17 protein-coding genes are annotated in these 18,016 nt (G+C 59.5%); 11 read left to right on the top strand and 6 right to left on the bottom strand.

What is annotated here, in order from left to right; genetic code table 11:
• The first annotated feature begins 41 nt into the window (after positions 1-41).
• The 5 genes from B723_RS09530 (at position 42) to B723_RS09510 (ending at position 5,606) form a co-directional block, all read left to right on the top strand.
• The gene (locus B723_RS09530) at positions 42-1,637 is read left to right on the top strand and encodes an ABC transporter substrate-binding protein (RefSeq protein WP_017336506.1); all 1,596 of its coding nucleotides are present in this window, start codon (positions 42-44) and stop codon (positions 1,635-1,637) included.
• 74 nt (positions 1,638-1,711) lie between these two features.
• Positions 1,712-2,722: an ABC transporter permease subunit gene (locus B723_RS09525; RefSeq protein WP_017336505.1), complete on the top strand. Its 1,011-nt coding sequence runs from the start codon at positions 1,712-1,714 to the stop codon at positions 2,720-2,722.
• A gap of 13 nt (positions 2,723-2,735) precedes the next feature.
• Positions 2,736-3,647 carry an ABC transporter permease subunit gene (locus B723_RS09520; RefSeq protein ID WP_031318385.1) on the top strand — a complete coding sequence of 304 codons (912 nt, stop codon included), beginning with the start codon at positions 2,736-2,738 and terminating at the stop codon, positions 3,645-3,647.
• A gap of 10 nt (positions 3,648-3,657) precedes the next feature.
• Positions 3,658-4,626 (top strand): ABC transporter ATP-binding protein, encoded by a 969-nt coding sequence (locus B723_RS09515; protein WP_017336503.1) that lies wholly within the window; start codon positions 3,658-3,660, stop codon positions 4,624-4,626.
• Positions 4,626-5,606 carry a peptide ABC transporter ATP-binding protein gene (locus B723_RS09510; protein WP_017336502.1) on the top strand — a complete coding sequence of 327 codons (981 nt, stop codon included), beginning with the start codon at positions 4,626-4,628 and terminating at the stop codon, positions 5,604-5,606. The genes B723_RS09515 and B723_RS09510 overlap by 1 nt, the downstream gene beginning before the upstream one ends.
• Positions 5,607-5,733: 127 nt before the next feature.
• Here B723_RS09510 and B723_RS09505 read toward each other — a convergent pair whose 3' ends face one another.
• The gene (locus tag B723_RS09505; RefSeq protein WP_017336501.1) at positions 5,734-5,985 is read right to left on the bottom strand and encodes a hypothetical protein; all 252 of its coding nucleotides are present in this window, start codon (positions 5,983-5,985) and stop codon (positions 5,734-5,736) included.
• Between the two features lie 252 nt (positions 5,986-6,237).
• Positions 6,238-7,821: a peptide chain release factor 3 gene (locus B723_RS09500; protein WP_017336500.1), complete on the bottom strand. Its 1,584-nt coding sequence runs from the start codon at positions 7,819-7,821 to the stop codon at positions 6,238-6,240.
• 388 nt (positions 7,822-8,209) lie between these two features.
• Between B723_RS09500 and B723_RS09495 the strand changes: the two genes are divergently transcribed.
• The 5 genes from B723_RS09495 (at position 8,210) to B723_RS09475 (ending at position 13,317) form a co-directional block, all read left to right on the top strand.
• Positions 8,210-8,926: an ABC transporter permease gene (locus B723_RS09495; RefSeq protein WP_017336499.1), complete on the top strand. Its 717-nt coding sequence runs from the start codon at positions 8,210-8,212 to the stop codon at positions 8,924-8,926.
• A 20-nt stretch (positions 8,927-8,946) separates the two neighbouring features.
• The gene (locus tag B723_RS09490) at positions 8,947-9,840 is read left to right on the top strand and encodes a glycine betaine ABC transporter substrate-binding protein (RefSeq protein WP_017336498.1); all 894 of its coding nucleotides are present in this window, start codon (positions 8,947-8,949) and stop codon (positions 9,838-9,840) included.
• 12 nt (positions 9,841-9,852) lie between these two features.
• Complete coding sequence (locus B723_RS09485) at positions 9,853-10,506, top strand: ABC transporter permease (RefSeq protein ID WP_007942812.1); 654 nt, start codon at positions 9,853-9,855, stop codon at positions 10,504-10,506.
• The gene (locus B723_RS09480) at positions 10,503-11,660 is read left to right on the top strand and encodes a betaine/proline/choline family ABC transporter ATP-binding protein (RefSeq protein WP_017336497.1); all 1,158 of its coding nucleotides are present in this window, start codon (positions 10,503-10,505) and stop codon (positions 11,658-11,660) included. Before B723_RS09485 ends, B723_RS09480 begins: the two co-directional genes overlap by 4 nt.
• A 493-nt stretch (positions 11,661-12,153) precedes the next feature.
• A complete protein-coding gene (locus B723_RS09475; protein WP_008024420.1) occupies positions 12,154-13,317 on the top strand; it encodes a type III PLP-dependent enzyme in 1,164 nt (387 codons plus the stop codon).
• A 91-nt stretch (positions 13,318-13,408) separates the two neighbouring features.
• On the opposite strand, the gene B723_RS32060 is transcribed toward B723_RS09475, so the two are convergent.
• The 4 genes from B723_RS32060 to B723_RS09460 are packed head-to-tail and all read right to left on the bottom strand — an operon-like array spanning position 13,409 to position 15,457.
• Positions 13,409-13,675: a type II toxin-antitoxin system RelE/ParE family toxin gene (locus B723_RS32060; RefSeq protein ID WP_080995108.1), complete on the bottom strand. Its 267-nt coding sequence runs from the start codon at positions 13,673-13,675 to the stop codon at positions 13,409-13,411.
• Positions 13,675-13,938, bottom strand: coding sequence for a CopG family ribbon-helix-helix protein (locus B723_RS09470; protein ID WP_017336496.1), 264 nt, complete (start codon positions 13,936-13,938; stop codon positions 13,675-13,677). The genes B723_RS32060 and B723_RS09470 overlap by 1 nt, the downstream gene beginning before the upstream one ends.
• Positions 13,939-13,994: 56 nt before the next feature.
• Positions 13,995-14,780 carry a tetratricopeptide repeat protein gene (locus B723_RS09465; RefSeq protein WP_017336495.1) on the bottom strand — a complete coding sequence of 262 codons (786 nt, stop codon included), beginning with the start codon at positions 14,778-14,780 and terminating at the stop codon, positions 13,995-13,997.
• Positions 14,777-15,457 (bottom strand): Fe2+-dependent dioxygenase, encoded by a 681-nt coding sequence (locus B723_RS09460; protein ID WP_017336494.1) that lies wholly within the window; start codon positions 15,455-15,457, stop codon positions 14,777-14,779. Before B723_RS09460 ends, B723_RS09465 begins: the two co-directional genes overlap by 4 nt.
• 206 nt (positions 15,458-15,663) lie before the next feature.
• Here B723_RS09460 and B723_RS09455 point away from each other — a divergent pair, with 206 nt between their 5' ends.
• Positions 15,664-17,925 carry a TonB-dependent receptor gene (locus tag B723_RS09455; RefSeq protein WP_017336493.1) on the top strand — a complete coding sequence of 754 codons (2,262 nt, stop codon included), beginning with the start codon at positions 15,664-15,666 and terminating at the stop codon, positions 17,923-17,925.
• Positions 17,926-18,016: the final 91 nt, after the last annotated feature.

Genomic DNA, 18,016 nt, shown 5'->3' with positions numbered 1-18,016 from the left:
GTTCGGTTTCTTCCTGTTCAACCGATTGCAGAGGGTTCTTGATGAAAATGCTTCCCCTACGTGCGGCCATCGCTGCCGCGTTGCTGAGTGTTGCCGTTGGCGTCTCGGCCAACCCCCTGGTGGTTTGCACCGAAGCCAGTCCGGAAGGCTTCGACATGGTCCAGTACACGACTGCAGTCACAGCCGATGCGGTGGCCGAAACCATCTTCAACCGCCTGGCGGACTTCAAGCCCGGCACCACGGAAGTGATTCCGGCGCTGGCCGAGTCCTGGGACATCAGCGAGGACGGCCTGACCTACACCTTCCATCTGCGCAAAGGCGTCAAGTTTCACACCACCGACTACTTCAAGCCGACCCGCGACATGAACGCCGACGACGTGGTCTGGAGCTTCCAGCGTCAGCTGGACCCGAATCACCCGTGGCACAAGCTGTCGAGCGTGGGCTTCCCGTACTTTGAAAGCATGGGCTTCAAGGAACTGCTCAAAAGCGTCGAGAAGATCGACGACAACACCGTCACCTTCACCTTGACCCGCCGCGAAGCGCCATTCCTGGCCGACATCGCCATGGCCTTCTCCTCGATCTATTCCGCCGAGTACGCCGACCAGCTGCTCAAGGCGAACAAGACCGGCGACCTGAACAACAAACCGGTCGGCACCGGCCCGTTCATTTTCCAGCGTTACGCGAAGGACGCGCAGGTTCGCTTCAAGGCCAACCCGGACTACTTCCGTGGCAAGCCGCCGGCGGACTCGTTGATCCTGGCCATCGCCACCGACAACAACGTGCGCCTGCAAAAACTCAAGGCCAACGAGTGCCAGGTGGCGCTGTATCCGAAGCCGGATGACATCCCGAGCATCAAGAAAGACGCCAAACTGAAGGTTGACGAGCTGAACGCGATGACCGTTTCGTACATCGCCATGAACACCACGCACAAATACATGAGTGATGTGCGCGTGCGTAAAGCCATCGACATCGCCTTCGACAAAGAGGCTTATGTCAACGCGCTGTTTGGCAAAGGCAATGCGACCGTGGCGGTCAACCCGTTCCCGGATACGCTGCTGGGCTACAACCACAGCCTGAAAAATCCGGCCCGTGACCTGGACAAGGCCCGCGCCCTGCTCAAGGAAGCCGGCGTACCGGAAGGCACCACCTTCACCCTGTTCACCCGCAACGGCGGCGGTCCAACCAACCCGAACCCGATGCTCGGCGCGCAGATGATGCAGGCCGACCTGGCCAAGGTCGGTATCAAGATCGACATCCGCGTGATGGAATGGGGCGAAATGCTCAAGCGCGCGAAAAACGGCGAGCACGATATGGTTTCCGCCGGATGGGCGGGCGACAACGGCGACCCGGATAACTTCCTGACGCCTATGCTCAGTTGCGAAGCCGCGAAGAACGGCGAAAACTATGCGCGCTGGTGCAATGACAAGTTCCAGGCACTGATCGACCAGGCCCGGGAAAAAACCGATCCGGCCGAGCGGGCAGCGCTGTACGAACAGGCTCAGGTTATTTTTAACCAGGACCAGCCATGGATCAGCATGGCGCACACTAGAATGTTCACCGCAATGCGCAACAACGTAGAGGGCTATCACATTAGCCCCCTCACCACTAATAACTTCGCCACCACCCAGGTGAAGTAGATAAGAAAACTCCCGGTGTCCCTGACTCCAGGGACACCAGGCACGCCTAACCGGCTGATGAGGTACACCACAAGATGTTTAGTTTTATTGCCCGCCGATTGGGGTTATTGATCCCCACGTTCTTCGGCATCACCTTGCTGACTTTCGCGTTGATTCGCATGATTCCAGGCGACCCCGTGGAAGTAATGATGGGCGAACGTCGAGTCGACCCCGAAATGCATGCTCAGGCAATGGAACGCCTAGGTCTGAACAAACCGCTGTATGCCCAATACCTGGATTACATTGGCAAACTGGCCCACGGCGATCTCGGCGAATCCCTGCGTACCCGGGAAAGCGTCTGGAGCGAATTCACTTCCCTATTCCCCGCGACCCTGGAACTGTCCATGGCCGCCCTGTTGTTCGCCGGCATCCTGGGCCTGTTGGCCGGGGTGATCGCGGCACTCAAGCGAGGATCCCTGTTCGACCATGGGGTGATGGGCATCTCCCTGGCGGGATATTCGATGCCGATCTTCTGGTGGGGCCTGATCCTGATCATGTTCTTCTCGGTGTCCCTGGGCTGGACCCCGGTGTCCGGGCGGATCGACCTGCTCTATGACATCGAGCCGCGCACCGGTTTCATGCTCATCGACACGCTGCTGGCCGATGACGTCGGTGCGTTCTTCGATGCCTTGCATCACCTGATCCTGCCGGCCATCGTGCTCGGCACCATTCCGCTGGCGGTTATTGCGCGGATGACCCGTTCGTCGATGCTCGAAGTGCTGCGTGAGGACTACATCCGTACCGCCCGCGCCAAAGGCCTGTCGCCGTCGCGCGTGGTGTTCGTGCACGGCCTGCGCAACGCGCTGATTCCGGTGCTGACCGTGGTCGGCCTGCAAGTCGGCACATTGCTGGCCGGTGCGGTCCTGACCGAAACCATCTTCTCGTGGCCCGGCATCGGCAAATGGCTGATCGAAGCCATTGGCGCACGGGACTATCCCGTGGTGCAGAACGGCATCCTGTTAATCGCCTGCCTGGTGATTCTGGTCAACTTCGTGGTGGACATCCTCTACGGCTTTGCCAACCCACGCATCCGTCATCAGCGCTGAGATCATCATGACCATGACCACTCCAATTCCAGCGGTAGCAGTCGATCAAAGCCTGCTGTATCCGTCCCCGTACAAAGAATTCTGGCAGGCGTTTTCCAAGAACAAAGGCGCCGTTGCCGGCCTGATGTTCATGCTGCTGGTGATTTTCTGCGCGATCTTCGCGCCGTGGGTTGCCCCGCATAACCCGAGCGAGCAATACCGCGACTTCCTGCTGACCCCGCCGTCCTGGCTGGAAGGCGGGCAGATCCAGTTCCTGCTCGGCACCGATGAACTGGGTCGCGATCTGCTGTCGCGACTGATCAACGGTTCGCGCCTGTCCTTGCTCATCGGCTTGTCGTCGGTGGTGATGTCGCTGATTCCGGGCATCCTCCTGGGTCTGTTCGCCGGGTTCTTCCCGCGCGTGCTCGGCCCGACCATCATGCGTCTGATGGACATCATGCTGGCCCTGCCGTCCCTGCTGCTGGCCGTGGCGATTGTCGCCATCCTCGGCCCTGGCCTGATCAACACCATTATTGCCATCGCCGTGGTTTCGTTGCCGTCCTATGTTCGTCTGACCCGCGCCGCGGTGATGGGCGAATTGAACCGCGACTACGTGACCGCCGCGCGCCTGGCGGGTGCCGGTCTGCCACGCCTGATGTTCGTCACCGTGCTGCCTAACTGCATGGCACCACTGATTGTTCAGGCGACCCTGAGCTTCTCCTCGGCGATTCTCGATGCCGCGGCACTGGGCTTCCTCGGCCTTGGCGTACAACCGCCAACCCCTGAGTGGGGCACCATGCTGGCTTCGGCTCGCGACTACATCGAACGCGCCTGGTGGGTCGTCAGTCTGCCTGGTTTGACCATTTTGCTCAGCGTGCTGGCAATCAACTTGATGGGCGACGGCCTGCGCGATGCGCTGGACCCGAAACTCAAGAACGCCGCCTGAGGAGATTCAAATGTCACTGTTAGAAATCAAGAATCTCAACGTTCGCTTCGGCGACAAGAACGCCGTTCCGGTGGTCGACGGGCTCGACATTTCCGTGGACAAGGGTGAAGTGCTGGCCATCGTTGGCGAGTCGGGCTCCGGTAAATCCGTGACCATGATGGCGCTGATGGGCCTGATCGAGCACCCGGGGATCGTCACCGCCGACGCCCTGAATTTCGACGGCAAGAACATGCTCAAGCTCAGCAACCGTCAGCGTCGGCAAATTGTCGGCAAAGACCTGGCCATGGTCTTCCAGGACCCGATGACCGCGCTGAACCCGAGCTACACCGTCGGCTTCCAGATCGAAGAAGTGCTGCGCCTGCATCTGAAGATGTCCGGCAAGCAAGCCCGCGCCCGCGCCATCGAACTGCTGGAAAAAGTTGAAATCCCGGGCGCCGCCAGCCGTATGGATGCTTACCCGCATCAATTGTCCGGCGGTATGAGCCAGCGTGTTGCGATCGCCATGGCAATTGCCGGCGAACCGAAACTGCTGATCGCCGACGAACCGACCACGGCATTGGACGTAACGATCCAGGCGCAGATCATGGACCTGCTGCTGGCGTTGCAGAAAGAGCAGAACATGGGCCTGGTGCTGATCACGCACGACCTCGCGGTCGTGGCCGAAACCGCTCAGCGCGTGTGCGTGATGTACGCCGGCCAGGCGGTTGAAGTCGGTCAGGTGCCGCAGCTGTTCGACATTCCGGCGCACCCGTACAGCGAAGCGCTGCTCAAGGCGATTCCGGAACACAGCCTCGGCGCCACGCGCCTGGCCACGCTGCCAGGCATCGTCCCCGGTCGTTATGACCGTCCGCAAGGTTGCCTGCTGTCGCCGCGCTGCCCGTATGTGCAGGACAACTGCCGTGCGCAACGTCCGACCCTTGACCCGAAAAGCAACAGCCTCGCCCGCTGCTTCTACCCGCTGAACCAGGAGGTGGCGTAATGGCCGTCGTACTTACCGCCCGCGACCTCACCCGTCACTACGAAGTGTCCCGTGGCCTGTTCAAGGGTCATGCGACCGTACGCGCCCTGAACGGTGTGTCGTTCGAACTGGAAGCCGGCAAGACACTGGCCGTCGTAGGCGAATCGGGTTGCGGCAAATCCACCCTGGCCCGGGCCCTGACGCTGATCGAAGAGCCCTCTTCCGGCTCCTTGAAAATCGCCGGGCAGGAAGTCGCCGGCGCCGACAAGGCCCAGCGCAAACAACTGCGTAAAGACGTGCAGATGGTGTTCCAGAGCCCTTACGCCTCGTTGAACCCTCGGCAGAAAGTCGGCGATCAACTGGCCGAACCGCTGTTGATCAACACCAGCCTGAGCGCAACCGAACGTCGCGAGAAAGTGCAGGCGATGATGAAGCAGGTGGGTTTGCGCCCTGAGCATTATCAGCGTTACCCGCACATGTTCTCTGGCGGTCAGCGCCAGCGGATCGCCCTCGCTCGCGCGATGATGCTGCAGCCAAAAGTGCTGGTGGCGGACGAACCGACCTCGGCGCTGGATGTGTCGATCCAGGCGCAGGTGCTGAACCTGTTCATGGATTTGCAGCAAGAGTTCAACACGGCCTACGTGTTCATCTCCCACAACCTGGCGGTGGTGCAACACGTTGCCGATGACGTGATGGTGATGTACCTCGGCCGCCCGGTGGAAATGGGCCCGAAGAACGACATCTACGAACGCCCGCTGCACCCCTACACCCAGGCGTTGCTGTCGGCCACCCCGACCATTCACCCGGACCCGAACAAGCCGAAAATCAAGATCGTCGGCGAGTTGCCCAACCCGTTGAACCCGCCGTCGGGTTGCGCTTTCCACAAGCGCTGCCCGTACGCGACCGACCGCTGCAAAACCGAAGAGCCAGCCTTGCGCCCTCTCGATAACCGCCAGGTGGCGTGCCACTACGCCGAGCAGTTCCTCGACGGCGCGGCATAACGGGCGAAGAAAAACCTGTGGGAGCGTGCTTGCTCGCTGCCACAGGGGACACCCGGCCTGTTCAAAAACCCCTTCTGCCCTGGCTGCGCATCAGTCAGGGCAGAAGGGGTTTTCTTTTGCCTGCTACTTAAGCCCCTTCATCTTCATCGGTATCGGCATCCGGATCCTCGGTGGTCGAATCGTCATCATCCGCGCTGCCGCCCTGGCCTTGATCGCCGGGCTCCGACTCGGACGCGGCGATCATCAGCCCGGTGTGCGTCACCTGCCCGCTCGACGCTTGCTCATCATGAGACGAACATTCCGCCCACGCCGCTGACATGCCAACCGACAGCAGTACCAAAACCTTCAGCAACAACACAATGCGTTGAAAAATGCTCATGACCGATTCCATCCTTTTACAGGTGAAACATTGAAGCCCGACGGCACTGAGAGACATTCGGTTCCGATGGGGCGGGTTCTCCAGATAGGACTCTGACGATGCGCGGGAAATGCCATGAATGGGGAGACTGGTTTGGAATAATGTTTATACCCAAACCCACCAACAACGCTGGCTCCCACAATTGACCGCGTCAGGTATGAAAAAGCCCCGGTGCTTTCGCGACCGGGGCTTTTTATTGTTTCAACTCAGCGCTTAGTGATGCTCACGCGTCGCACGGAATTTCACATCCGGCCAGCGCTCTTCCATCAACGCCAAATTGACCCGGGTCGGGGCCAGGTAAGTCAGGTGACCACCGCCGTCAACCGCGAGGTTTTCCACGGCCTTGACCTGGAACTCCTCGAACTTCTTCTTATCGTCGCAATCGATCCAGCGTGCGGAATACACAGTGATCGGCTCGTAGGAGCACTCGACCTTGTATTCCTCTTTCAAGCGGCTGGCGACCACATCGAACTGCAGCACACCGACGGCGCCGAGGATGATGTCGTTGCTGCGCTCGGGGAAGAACACCTGGGTGGCGCCTTCTTCGGCCAATTGCTGCAAGCCTTGACGCAGTTGCTTGGATTTCAGCGGGTCACGCAGGCGCACGCGACGGAACAGTTCCGGAGCGAAGTGCGGGATACCGGTGAAGCCCAGGACTTCGCCTTCGGTGAAGGTGTCGCCAATCTGGATGGTGCCGTGGTTGTGCAGGCCGATGATGTCGCCGGCAAACGCCTCTTCCAGTTGCTCACGCTCGGAAGAGAAGAACGTCAGGGCATCGCCGATGCGCACATCCTTGCCGGTGCGCACGTGGCGCATCTTCATGCCCTTCTCGTATTTGCCGGAGCAGATACGCATGAAGGCGATACGGTCGCGGTGTTTCGGGTCCATGTTCGCCTGGATCTTGAACACGAAGCCGGTGAATTTCTCTTCGACCGGTTCCACGGTGCGCTCGTTGGCGACACGGGCCAGCGGTTTCGGCGCCCAGTCGACCACGGCGTCGAGCACATGATCGACACCGAAGTTGCCCAGCGCAGTACCGAAGAACACCGGTGTCAGTTGGCCGTCGAGGAATTCCTGCTGATTGAATTCGTGGCAGGCGCCCTGCACCAGCTCCAGCTGATCGACGAAGCGATCGTATTCATCACCCAGATGCGCGCGGGCTTCGTCGGAGTCGAGCTTCTCGATGATTTTCACATCGGTACGCTCGTGACCGTGACCGGCGGTGTACACAATGATGTAGTCATCGGCGAGGTGATAAACGCCCTTGAAGTCGCGGTAGCAACCGATCGGCCAGGTGATCGGCGCCGCCTTGATCTTCAGGACCGCTTCGATTTCGTCGAGCAGTTCGATCGGGTCGCGGATGTCACGGTCGAGTTTGTTGATGAAGCTGACAATCGGCGTGTCACGCAGACGGCAGACGTCCATCAGGGCGATGGTCCGTGGCTCTACACCCTTACCACCGTCGAGAACCATCAACGCCGAGTCGACCGCCGTCAGGGTGCGGTAGGTGTCTTCGGAGAAGTCTTCGTGGCCCGGGGTGTCGAGCAGGTTGATCATGTGATCGCGATACGGGAACTGCATGACCGACGTGGTAATCGAGATACCACGCTGCTTTTCCATTTCCATCCAGTCGGAGGTGGCATGGCGGTCGGACTTGCGAGACTTCACCGTGCCGGCAACCGCAATCGCCTTGCCCATCAGCAAGAGCTTCTCGGTGATGGTGGTCTTACCGGCATCGGGGTGGGAAATAATGGCGAAAGTGCGGCGTTTCGCGACTTCGGCGGCCTGTTTGGTCATGGGAAATCGCCTGGCGGTGATTCAAAAAAGGGCGGCGAGTATAGCGCAAACAGACCTTGGCAGACCACCGCTCGGCCCGCCACACGGATCTTTGTAGGAGCGTGTTGTGGCATCGCGCGGGGACGTGCCTGGGCATTAAGGGTGGCTATCTGCTGTTAAATATGGAACCTTTTAAAAGGTAGAGACGTCCACTCCCCTGTTACAGCTCTCGTAGCAGGGTTTGAAGAACCTGCAAGTTAGCCTGACGAGGCTGCGCTTATGGCTCGATCTCATGCGGTTGCATCAGCATGAAGAGCTGCTTCTCGCGAACGTTGATAATCCCGGCAGCCAGGAATGGCATTGCCACTCGGGACTGCGTTCGCCGACAAAGAAAAAAAGGAGTCCGCCTGTGGCTATTCGCTATGGCAAGGGGCTGACAGGAGGTGCGGTTGTCGTCGCCCTTCTGGCCCTGCTGGTCCACTGGATTGGCATCAACACGATCGAACATTACCGCGACGATTTGTTGTTTTACCTGCAAGCTCACCTGATTCTCGTCCTCGTTTCCATGCTGGCCGCCCTCGTTGTGGGCATCCCCGCCGGCATCTTCCTCAGCCGCCCGACCATGGTGGGCCGCGCTGAACGCTTCATGCAGATCTTCAACATCGGCAACACCGTGCCGCCTCTTGCCGTACTCGCCATCGCCCTGGGTATCCTCGGCATCGGCAGCGGCCCCGCGATCTTCGCCCTGTTCCTCGCCTCGTTGTTGCCGATCGTGCGCAACACCTATGAAGGCCTGAAAAACGTCCAGGGTTCACTCAAGGAAGCGGCCGTCGGCATCGGCATGACGCCGACTCAAGTGCTGTGGCGGGTCGAACTGCCGAACGCCGTGCCGATCATCATCGGCGGTGTGCGTGTGGCGCTGGCGATCAACGTCGGTACCGCGCCACTGGCGTTCCTGATCGGTGCCAACAGCCTGGGCAGCCTGATTTTCCCCGGCATTGCCCTGAACAATCAGCCGCAACTGCTGCTCGGCGCGGCCTGCACCGCCCTGCTGGCCTTGCTGCTCGACGGTCTGGTGACACTCGCCAGCCGCCTCTGGCTCGAACGCGGCTTGCGCCCGTCTTAAGCCTCGGCAAAGGAACTGACATGAAAAAAATATGCTTATTTATAGGCTGCGCCCTGCTGTTCGCAGGATTTGCCCAAGCCGCTGAAAAACCCGTGATCCGCATCGGCGCCCGGGTGTTCACCGAGCAAACCCTGCTCGCGGAAATCACCGCCCAATACCTGCGCACCAAGGGTTATGACACCCAGGTGACCGGCGGATTGGGCAGCAACCTGGCCCGCAGCGCCCACGAAAGTGGTCAGCTGGATTTGATGTGGGAATACACCGGTGTGTCGTTGGTGGCTTACAACCATGTCACCGAAAAACTCGACAGCGCTCAGTCCTACGCCAAGGTGAAAGAACTCGACGCGAAAAAAGGCCTGATCTGGCTCACTCCGTCGAAATTCAGCAACACCTACGCCCTGGCCCTGCCGGAAAAAACCGCGAAAGCCTACCCGCAGATCAACACCATCAGCGAGCTGAACACGGTGCTGCAGGCTGAGGCGAAGACTAATCACCTGGTCGCGCTGGACACCGAGTTCGCCAACCGTTCCGACGGCCTGGACGGCATGGTCGACCTTTACGGCATGAACCTGACCCGCAAAAACATCCGGCAGATGGATGCCGGGCTGGTCTACACCGCCCTGCGCAATGGCCAGGTATTTGCCGGCCTGGTCTACACCACCGACGGTCGCCTGAACGCCTTCAAGCTCAAGCTGCTCGAAGACGACAAGCACTACTTCCCGGACTACACCGCCGCGCCGGTGGTGCGTCAGGCTTACCTCGATGCCCACCCGAAACTCGCGGAGGAGATCAAGCCACTGGCCGAGCTGTTCGATGACGACACCATGCGTGCGTTGAACGCACGGGTCGATGTCGATCACGAAAGCCCTTCATCCGTTGCCGCCGATTTCCTGCGCCAGCATCCACTCAACTAAGGAGGAAAAGCCATGGAATTTCTCAACGCCTTTTCCCATCTCGACTGGCCGCTGGTGCTGCACCTGACCTGGCAGCACATCACCCTGGTCGGCATCGCCGTGACATTGGCGATTCTGGTCGGCGTGCCGCTGGGCATTCTGATGACGCGCTTCCCGACGCTCGCCGGCCCCTTGCAGGCCAGCGCCACGGTGCTGCTGACCGTGCCGTCGATTGCACTGTTCGGTCTGCTGCTGCCGTTTTACTCGAAATTCGGCCAGGGCCTGGGTCCGATGCCGGCGATCACCGCGGTGTTTCTGTACTCGCTGCTGCCGATCATGCGTAACACCTACCTCGCCCTGACCGGCGTTGAACCGGGTATTCGCGAAGCCGCGCGCGGCATCGGCATGACTTTCGGCCAGCGCCTGCGCATGGTCGAACTGCCGATTGCCGTGCCGGTGATCCTCGCCGGTGTACGCACTGCCGTGGTCATGAACATCGGTGTCATGACCATCGCCGCGACCATCGGCGCCGGTGGCCTCGGTGTACTCATTCTCGCTTCCATCAGCCGCAGCGACATGTCGATGCTGATCGTCGGCGCCGTGCTGGTCAGTCTCCTGGCCATCTTCGCCGACCTGCTTCTGCAATGGCTGCAACGCACGCTGACTCCAAAAGGACTCCTGAAATGATCGAACTTCAAAACCTCAGCAAGACCTTCCAAAGCAACGGCAAAGATGTGAAAGCCGTGGACTCGGTGAGCCTGACCGTCAATGAAGGCGAGATCTGTGTGTTCCTCGGGCCATCGGGCTGCGGCAAAAGCACCACGCTGAAGATGATCAACCGCCTGATCAAACCGACCTCGGGCAAGATCCTGATCAACGGCGAAGACACCACCGACCTCGACGAAGTGACCCTGCGTCGCAACATCGGTTATGTGATCCAGCAGATCGGCCTGTTCCCGAACATGACCATCGAGGAAAACATCACCATCGTTCCGCGCCTGCTGGGCTGGGACAAACAGAAATGCCACGACCGCGCCCGCGAGTTGATGAGCATGATCAAGCTGGAGCCCAAGCAGTATCTGACGCGCTACCCGCGGGAACTGTCCGGCGGCCAACAGCAGCGGATCGGGGTGATTCGCGCACTGGCGGCGGATGCACCGCTGTTGCTGATGGACGAACCGTTCGGCGCGGTCGACCCGATCAACCGCGAGATGATCCAGAACGAATTCTTCGAGATGCAGCGCGCGCTGAACAAGACCGTGATCATGGTCAGCCACGACATCGACGAGGCGATCAAACTGGGCGACAAGATTGCAATCTTCCGCGCCGGCAAACTGCTGCAGATCGACCACCCCGACACTTTGCTTGCGCACCCGGCAGACGACTTTGTCAGCAACTTCGTCGGCCAGGACAGCACGCTCAAGCGTCTGTTGCTGGTGAAGGCTGAAGACGCGGCGGACAACGCGCCGTCGGTCAGTCCGGAAACCTCGGTGACCGAAGCACTGGAATTGATGGACGAACTGGACCGTCGTTACGTGGTGGTCACCGATGGTGAGAACAAGGCGCTCGGTTATGTACGACGTCGCGACCTGCACCGTCAGACCGGCACTTGCGCGCAATACCTGCGTGAGTTCAATGCCACCGCGGCGTACGACGAGCATTTGCGCATCCTGCTGTCGCGGATGTACGAGTTCAATCGCTCGTGGTTGCCGGTGATGGATGCCGAGCGGGTGTTCCTCGGGGAAGTGACTCAGGAATCGATTGCCGAGTATTTGAGCTCGGGCAAATCCCGTGGGGGCAAGACCAGCATTGTTTCGCCAGCCGAGACTGCTGTCGCCTGACCGACCCTGTGGCGAGGGAGCTTGCTCCCGTTCGGCTGCGAAGCAGCCGTAAATCAGGCAATGCGGTCCTTCTGAAGAACTGCATTGCCTGAATCCGGGACCGCTTCGCGCCCCAGCGGGAGCAAGCTCCCTCGCCACAAAGGCGATGTAAATCCCTCCAGAATTCCTCATTCGGGGAACATCACACTGTCATGCAGGTCGGTTACATCAGTAACTGTCCGGGACCGCACGACGGAAGTGTGCAAAAACGCGACATTTTTTGTTGATCTCAAGCCCCTCACGCCCTAAAGTTCGCGCCGAACGTCCATGCTGGAAACGATCCATCCGGCTCAAGTACTGACGACGAGACAGCAAGGCCAAGGGCAGCACCGCCTCCCGTGGCCTTTTTGCTTTCGGCGACATGCCTTGGGAAGTAGGCGAACCAAAGTGGGGATACGGAGGACGTTCATTTGCGCCCATTGATAATTTCAGTTTGCCAGTAGGAGTTCCCAGCATGTCGATCAACGTCGAAGACTATTTCGCGCGCGATACCTTCCAGAAAATGAAGGCCTTCGCCGACAAACAAGAAACCCCGTTCGTGGTGATCGACACCGCGATGATCAGCCAGGCCTATGACGACCTGCGCGCCGGTTTCGAATTCGCCAAGGTCTACTACGCGGTCAAGGCCAACCCGGCCGTCGAAATCATCGACCTGCTCAAAGAGAAAGGCTCGAACTTCGACATCGCTTCGATCTACGAGCTCGACAAAGTGATGAACCAGGGCGTCGGCCCGGATCGCATCAGCTATGGCAACACCATCAAGAAATCCAAGGACATTCGCTACTTCTACGAGAAGGGCGTGCGTCTGTATGCCACCGACTCCGAAGCCGACCTGCGCAACATCGCCAAGGCGGCACCGGGTTCGAAAGTCTACGTGCGCATCCTTACCGAAGGCTCGACCACCGCTGACTGGCCGTTGTCGCGCAAATTCGGCTGCCAGACCGACATGGCCATGGACCTGCTGATCCTCGCTCGCGACCTGGGCCTGGTGCCTTACGGCATCTCGTTCCACGTCGGTTCGCAACAGCGCGACATCAGCGTCTGGGACGCGGCGATCGCCAAGGTCAAAGTGATCTTCGAGCGTCTGAAAGAAGAAGACGGCATCCACCTCAAGCTGATCAACATGGGCGGCGGCTTCCCGGCCAACTACATCACCCGCACCAACAGCCTGGAAACCTACGCTGAAGAAATCATCCGTTTCCTCAAGGAAGACTTCGGTGATGACCTGCCGGAAATCATCCTCGAGCCGGGCCGTTCGTTGATCGCCAACGCCGGCATCCTGGTCAGCGAAGTGGTACTGGTGGCGCGTAAATCCCGTACCGCCGTCGAGCGCTGGGTGTACACGGACGTGGGCAAGTTCTCCGGCCTGATCGAAACCATGGACGAAGCCATCAAGTTCCCGATCTGGACCGAGAAGAAAGGCGAAGTGGAAGAAGTGGTCATCGCCGGCCCGACCTGCGACAGCGCCGACATCATGTACGAGAACTACAAATACGGCCTGCCGCTGAACCTGGCGATCGGTGATCGTTTGTACTGGCTGTCGACCGGTGCGTACACCACCAGTTACAGCGCGGTTGAATTCAACGGCTTTCCGCCGCTGAAGTCGTTCTACGTGTAAAACGCTGCACGCAGAAATCAAAAAGCCCATGACGAGTCATGGGCTTTTTTGTAACAGACACTCCGGGCGGTCGGAGCGACTGTTATCGGTCTTATCTCACATGCCAAAGACGAAGGATGTAGAGCGTTGAGCCTTGAATCTCATACCGCATTTCGTAATGGCCGACCAAAAGTCGTCGCACATCTCGCGGTACAAACTCGTCAACCCGTTCTCCGATCCGCGGATTGCTGAGTAAAGCTGTAGGAGCCTGAGTGAGAGATTGCACGGTGCGGGCTGCAGCAGGACGATTGACCACTGCAAGAAAATCAAAAAGTCGGGCGAGGTCCGATAACGCCTTGCTCGTCCACTTCAACTCCATCAGTACGGGACCGGCAGCGGCTTATCAGTATCCAAACTTTCTGCCCAGGCCTGGACAGACTGATGATCAATCACTCGTCCGGCGTCAACATCTGCCATTGCCTCTCGAGTAAGCCGGCTGCGCGCCTCTTCATGATCAACCCAGTCGGCAAGCGCTTGCTTCACGATCCAGCCCCGTGAACGCTCCATCTTCGCAGCCATCTGATCGACTTTATCAGCCAGTTCCAAGGGGACATGGGCCGTCAGCACTTTGGTAGCAGCCATGATTTCGTCTCCAGGAAGACATTGATGAGATTTGATTAGTTTCCAATCATAGTGATTTAAACCAGCTCAACAACCCCTGGCACGGACCGCTCATCGCTCATCTGAACGACGCGCTGATGATAGAGAGCCGCCATTTCACGAATGTGCGGATTCACAGCGCTCAACAACGTCTGACTCGCCACCCGCAGGAAATTCAAATTCCCCCCGGCCAATGCCTTGCGCAACCATTCCAGCGCCTCGTTTATTTTTCCTTCATCCGCCAGCACCGCGGCATAACTGAACTGCCCACGAAAATCCCCACCCGTCGCCGAACGCCGATACCAATCGACAGCGCCGACCGGATCCGCCGGGCAAACCCGCCCTTCTTCAAGATAACGTCCCAGCAGGTTCATCGACTTCGCATGGCCAAGTTCTGCCGCGCGACGGTAGAGTGCCAGCGCTTGCAGCTGATCCTCGATCACCCCTCGCCCTGTCGCCAGCAGATTGGCGTAGTTGTACATCGCCCAATCCAGCCCGGCTTCGGCGCCGACGCGATAATGCTGGGCGGCGACCGTGGCATCCGCCACGCAACCCCAGCCGTGTTCGTGACAGCGACCGAGCATGTTGCGCGCCATCAGATGCCCGCGCTGCGCGGCGATCCCGAACCAGCGCACGGCCAATGGCTGGTCCTGTTCGATCCCTTGCCCGTCCAGCAGAATCTGGCCGAGCAAAGCCTGGGCATCGAGAACCCCTTCGCGAGCAGCGATCAGGATCGCCTGAGCAGCACGCGCCGGACTTTCATTGAGCATGGCTTTGAGTTGATCGCCGTCGAGCACTTCTTCGCGGCGCAATTGATAACTCATACGTCGACCCAGCGACGCAACAGGTTGTGGTACGTGCCCGTGAGTCGGATCAGCGATGGGTGATCCGGCATGTCCTGCGTCAGCTGCTGGATCGCCCCGTCCATCTCGAACAGCAGCGCGCGCTGGCTGTCTTCGCGGACCAGGCTTTGGGTCCAGAAGAATGAGGCATAGCGAGTGCCACGGGTGACGGCATTGACCTTGTGCAGGCTGGTGCCGGGATACAGGACCATGTCACCGGCAGGCAGCTTCACGCGCTGGGTGCCAAAGGTGTCCTGAATGTCCAGTTCACCGCCGTCGTAATCCTCCGGCTCGCTGAAGAACAGCGTGGCCGACAGGTCGGTGCGCACACGCTCGATGCTGCCTTTGGGCTGACGCACGGCGTTGTCGATATGAAAATCGAAACTGCCCCCGGCCGTGTAACAGTTCAGCAACGGAGGAAAAACCTTGTGCGGCAGTGCCGCGGACATAAACAGTGGATTCTTCCACAACCGCTCCAGCATCGCCGCGCCGACTTCCTTGGCCAGCGGATGACCTTCCGGCAGTTGCAGATTGTGTTTCGCCTTGGCCGACTGGTAGCCGGCAGTGATTTTGCCGTCGGCCCAATCCGCCTGTTCCAGAGCCTCGCGGATGCGCTGCACTTCTTCTTTAGCGAACACGCCGGGGATGTGCAGCAGCATGGGAATACACCTGAGGACAAAGAGGCGCCAATGGTATTGATTCTTATTGGCGCTGTAAAACCCCCGAGACGAATGAAACAGCAAAAACCGTAAAGGAAAATTGTAAAGAATGTAAATTCAGTGCGAATAGTAACGTTTCGCAATTGATACATAGACGCGTCTACCCTATATTCCGCGGCCTCAAATCCTTGGGGAGGGGAATTCACATGTCACGCCAACAACCACAATCACCGGTCAGTTCACCGCGTTTACTCGCTTCTGCAATTGGCGTGGCGATCACCGCCGGCTCCGCGGGCCACATGGTTTTCGCGGCTGAAAAAACCGACGAAAAAGCACCGGGCAATGTGATTTCCCTGGGCGCTACCGACATCACCGGCGAAGCTCAGGACGACACCTCCTACAAGACCGATACGTCGGCCAACAAGAAATACACCGCACCGCTGCGCGAGACGCCGAAAAGCGTCACCGTGATTCCGCAGCAAGTGATCCGCGACACCGGCGCCACCAGCCTGGTCGACGCTTTGCGCACCACACCGGGCATCACCTTCGGTGCTGGCGAAGGCGGCAACCCGGCGGGCGACCGTCCGATCATTCGTGGCTTCAACGCTGAAAGCGACACCTTCGTGGACGGCATGCGCGACCCGGCGTCCCAGAGCCGCGAAATCTTCAACGTTGAGTCGATCGAAGTCAGCAAAGGCCCGGGGTCGGCCTTCACCGGCGCCGGCTCCACCGGTGGCAGCCTGAACCTGGTGAGCAAGACCGCCAAACTGGGCAGCTTCTACAACGGCGGCTTCACCTGGGGCTCGGATCAGACCAAGCGCACCACACTCGACCTGAACCAGCAGATGACCGATACCTCGGCCTTGCGCCTGAACCTGATGAAACACGAAGCCAATGTCGCGGGCCGTGACACCGTCGACGTCAGCCGCTGGGGTGTGGCACCGACGTTCGCTTTCGGCCTGGGCACCGATACCCGCGTGACCCTCGGTTACTACCACGTCGAAACCGATGACATGCCGGACTACGGCATTCCGCTGACCCTGAACCCGGCCCGCAGCAAGTACAACGTCGACAAGCCGGTGCATGTCGATCGCGACAATTTCTACGGCATCACCAATCGCGACTATCGCGAAACCACCAATGACAGCGGCACCTTCAAGATCGAGCACGATCTGAATGAAGACCTGACCGTGTCCAACAGCTTCCGCATGTCCCGCTCGACCCTGGACTACATCGTCACCAACCCGGACGACAGCAAGGGCAACGTCGCCAGGGGCAGCGTGTACCGTGGCACCAAGAACCGTAACTCGACGTCCAGCGGCTGGATCAACCAGACCGACCTGAGCGCCAGGTTCGACACCGGCGCCATCGAACACAGCCTGGTCACCGGTGTCGAGTTTTCTTATCAGGACACCCACAACCGCCCGTATATCCTGACGTCGGCCGCCAGCGGCACGACGTGCAACCCAGCACTCTTGCGCTCCGGCGACTGCACCAGCCTGCAAAATCCGACGCCTGGGGATAACTGGAACGGACGGATCACCGACAGCACGGCGTTCACCGATACCGACACCAAGACTGCCGCCGCCTATGTGTTCGACACGCTGAAGTTCAACGAGCAGTGGTCCCTGAACCTGGGCCTGCGTTATGACAACTACAAGACCGAATCCAGCGGTTACAGCACCGGTGGTCGTGGATCGGTAGCGGGCAATTTCTCCCGGGAGAACACCAGCGACCTGGTGAACTACCAGATTGGTGTGGTCTATAACCCATTGCCGAACGGCAGCATTTACGCGGCCTACTCGACCTCCAGCAACCCGGCCGGCGAAACCAGCGGCAACGGCAGCCTGGAACTGGCCGCCAACAACAGCGACCTCGACCCGGAAAAGAACCGCAACTACGAGATCGGCACCAAGTGGGACTTCTTCGGTGATGACCTGTCGTTGACCGCAGCGCTGTTCCGCACCGAGAAAACCAACGCCCGCATCGACGATCCGGATGGCGCCACCACGCAAGTGCTGGACGGCGAACAGCAGGTCAACGGCCTGGAACTGACCTACACCGGCAAGCTGACCCGTCACTGGAAGGTCTACGGCGGCTACACCTACATGGAAAGCGAAGTGGTCAAAACCACCCTCGCCGCCGATGAAGGCAACCATATGCCGAGCACCCCGCGGAACAACTTCACCCTGTGGTCGACCTATGACGTGATACCGGAAAAGTTGACCATCGGTGCGGGTGCCACATTCGTTGATTCGCAATTCGGCAACATCGCCAACTCGGTGGAGATTCCTTCCTACTGGCGCTACGACGCGATGGCCAGCTACCGCCTGACCAAAAACGTCGACCTGCAACTCAACGTACAGAACCTGACCGACAAGCGTTACTTCGACCAGGTGTTCCAGACGCACTACGCCCACGTGGCGGCGGGTCGTACCGCCCTGCTGAGCGCCAACTTCCACTTCTGATGGAAGCGTGAGGTCAAAGCCCCGTTCATCCACATGAACGGGGCTTTTGTGCGTAAAAAAGAATGCTTCTCGACAGCCCACGGCATAATGC

The organism is Pseudomonas fluorescens NCIMB 11764, from assembly GCF_000293885.2.
Taxonomy (GTDB): Bacteria; Pseudomonadota; Gammaproteobacteria; order Pseudomonadales; family Pseudomonadaceae; genus Aquipseudomonas; species Aquipseudomonas fluorescens_B.
The sequence above is the reverse complement of the archived record's forward strand: the minus strand, read 5'-3'. Positions and strand labels throughout refer to the sequence as shown.

Excerpts from the sequence above, each read along its gene's own strand:
- B723_RS09530 (WP_017336506.1), top strand. The coding sequence starts at position 42 with ATGAAAATGCTTCCCCTACGTGCGGCCATCGCTGCCGCGTTGCTGAGT.
- B723_RS09525 (WP_017336505.1), top strand. The coding sequence starts at position 1,712 with ATGTTTAGTTTTATTGCCCGCCGATTGGGGTTATTGATCCCCACGTTC.
- B723_RS09520 (WP_031318385.1), top strand. The coding sequence starts at position 2,736 with ATGACCACTCCAATTCCAGCGGTAGCAGTCGATCAAAGCCTGCTGTAT.
- B723_RS09515 (WP_017336503.1), top strand. The coding sequence starts at position 3,658 with ATGTCACTGTTAGAAATCAAGAATCTCAACGTTCGCTTCGGCGACAAG.
- B723_RS09510 (WP_017336502.1), top strand. The coding sequence starts at position 4,626 with ATGGCCGTCGTACTTACCGCCCGCGACCTCACCCGTCACTACGAAGTG.
- B723_RS09505 (WP_017336501.1), bottom strand. The coding sequence starts at position 5,985 with ATGAGCATTTTTCAACGCATTGTGTTGTTGCTGAAGGTTTTGGTACTG.
- B723_RS09500 (WP_017336500.1), bottom strand. The coding sequence starts at position 7,821 with ATGACCAAACAGGCCGCCGAAGTCGCGAAACGCCGCACTTTCGCCATT.
- B723_RS09490 (WP_017336498.1), top strand. The coding sequence starts at position 8,947 with ATGAAAAAAATATGCTTATTTATAGGCTGCGCCCTGCTGTTCGCAGGA.
- B723_RS09485 (WP_007942812.1), top strand. The coding sequence starts at position 9,853 with ATGGAATTTCTCAACGCCTTTTCCCATCTCGACTGGCCGCTGGTGCTG.
- B723_RS09480 (WP_017336497.1), top strand. The coding sequence starts at position 10,503 with ATGATCGAACTTCAAAACCTCAGCAAGACCTTCCAAAGCAACGGCAAA.
- B723_RS09475 (WP_008024420.1), top strand. The coding sequence starts at position 12,154 with ATGTCGATCAACGTCGAAGACTATTTCGCGCGCGATACCTTCCAGAAA.
- B723_RS32060 (WP_080995108.1), bottom strand. The coding sequence starts at position 13,675 with ATGGAGTTGAAGTGGACGAGCAAGGCGTTATCGGACCTCGCCCGACTT.
- B723_RS09470 (WP_017336496.1), bottom strand. The coding sequence starts at position 13,938 with ATGGCTGCTACCAAAGTGCTGACGGCCCATGTCCCCTTGGAACTGGCT.
- B723_RS09465 (WP_017336495.1), bottom strand. The coding sequence starts at position 14,780 with ATGAGTTATCAATTGCGCCGCGAAGAAGTGCTCGACGGCGATCAACTC.
- B723_RS09460 (WP_017336494.1), bottom strand. The coding sequence starts at position 15,457 with ATGCTGCTGCACATCCCCGGCGTGTTCGCTAAAGAAGAAGTGCAGCGC.
- B723_RS09455 (WP_017336493.1), top strand. The coding sequence starts at position 15,664 with ATGTCACGCCAACAACCACAATCACCGGTCAGTTCACCGCGTTTACTC.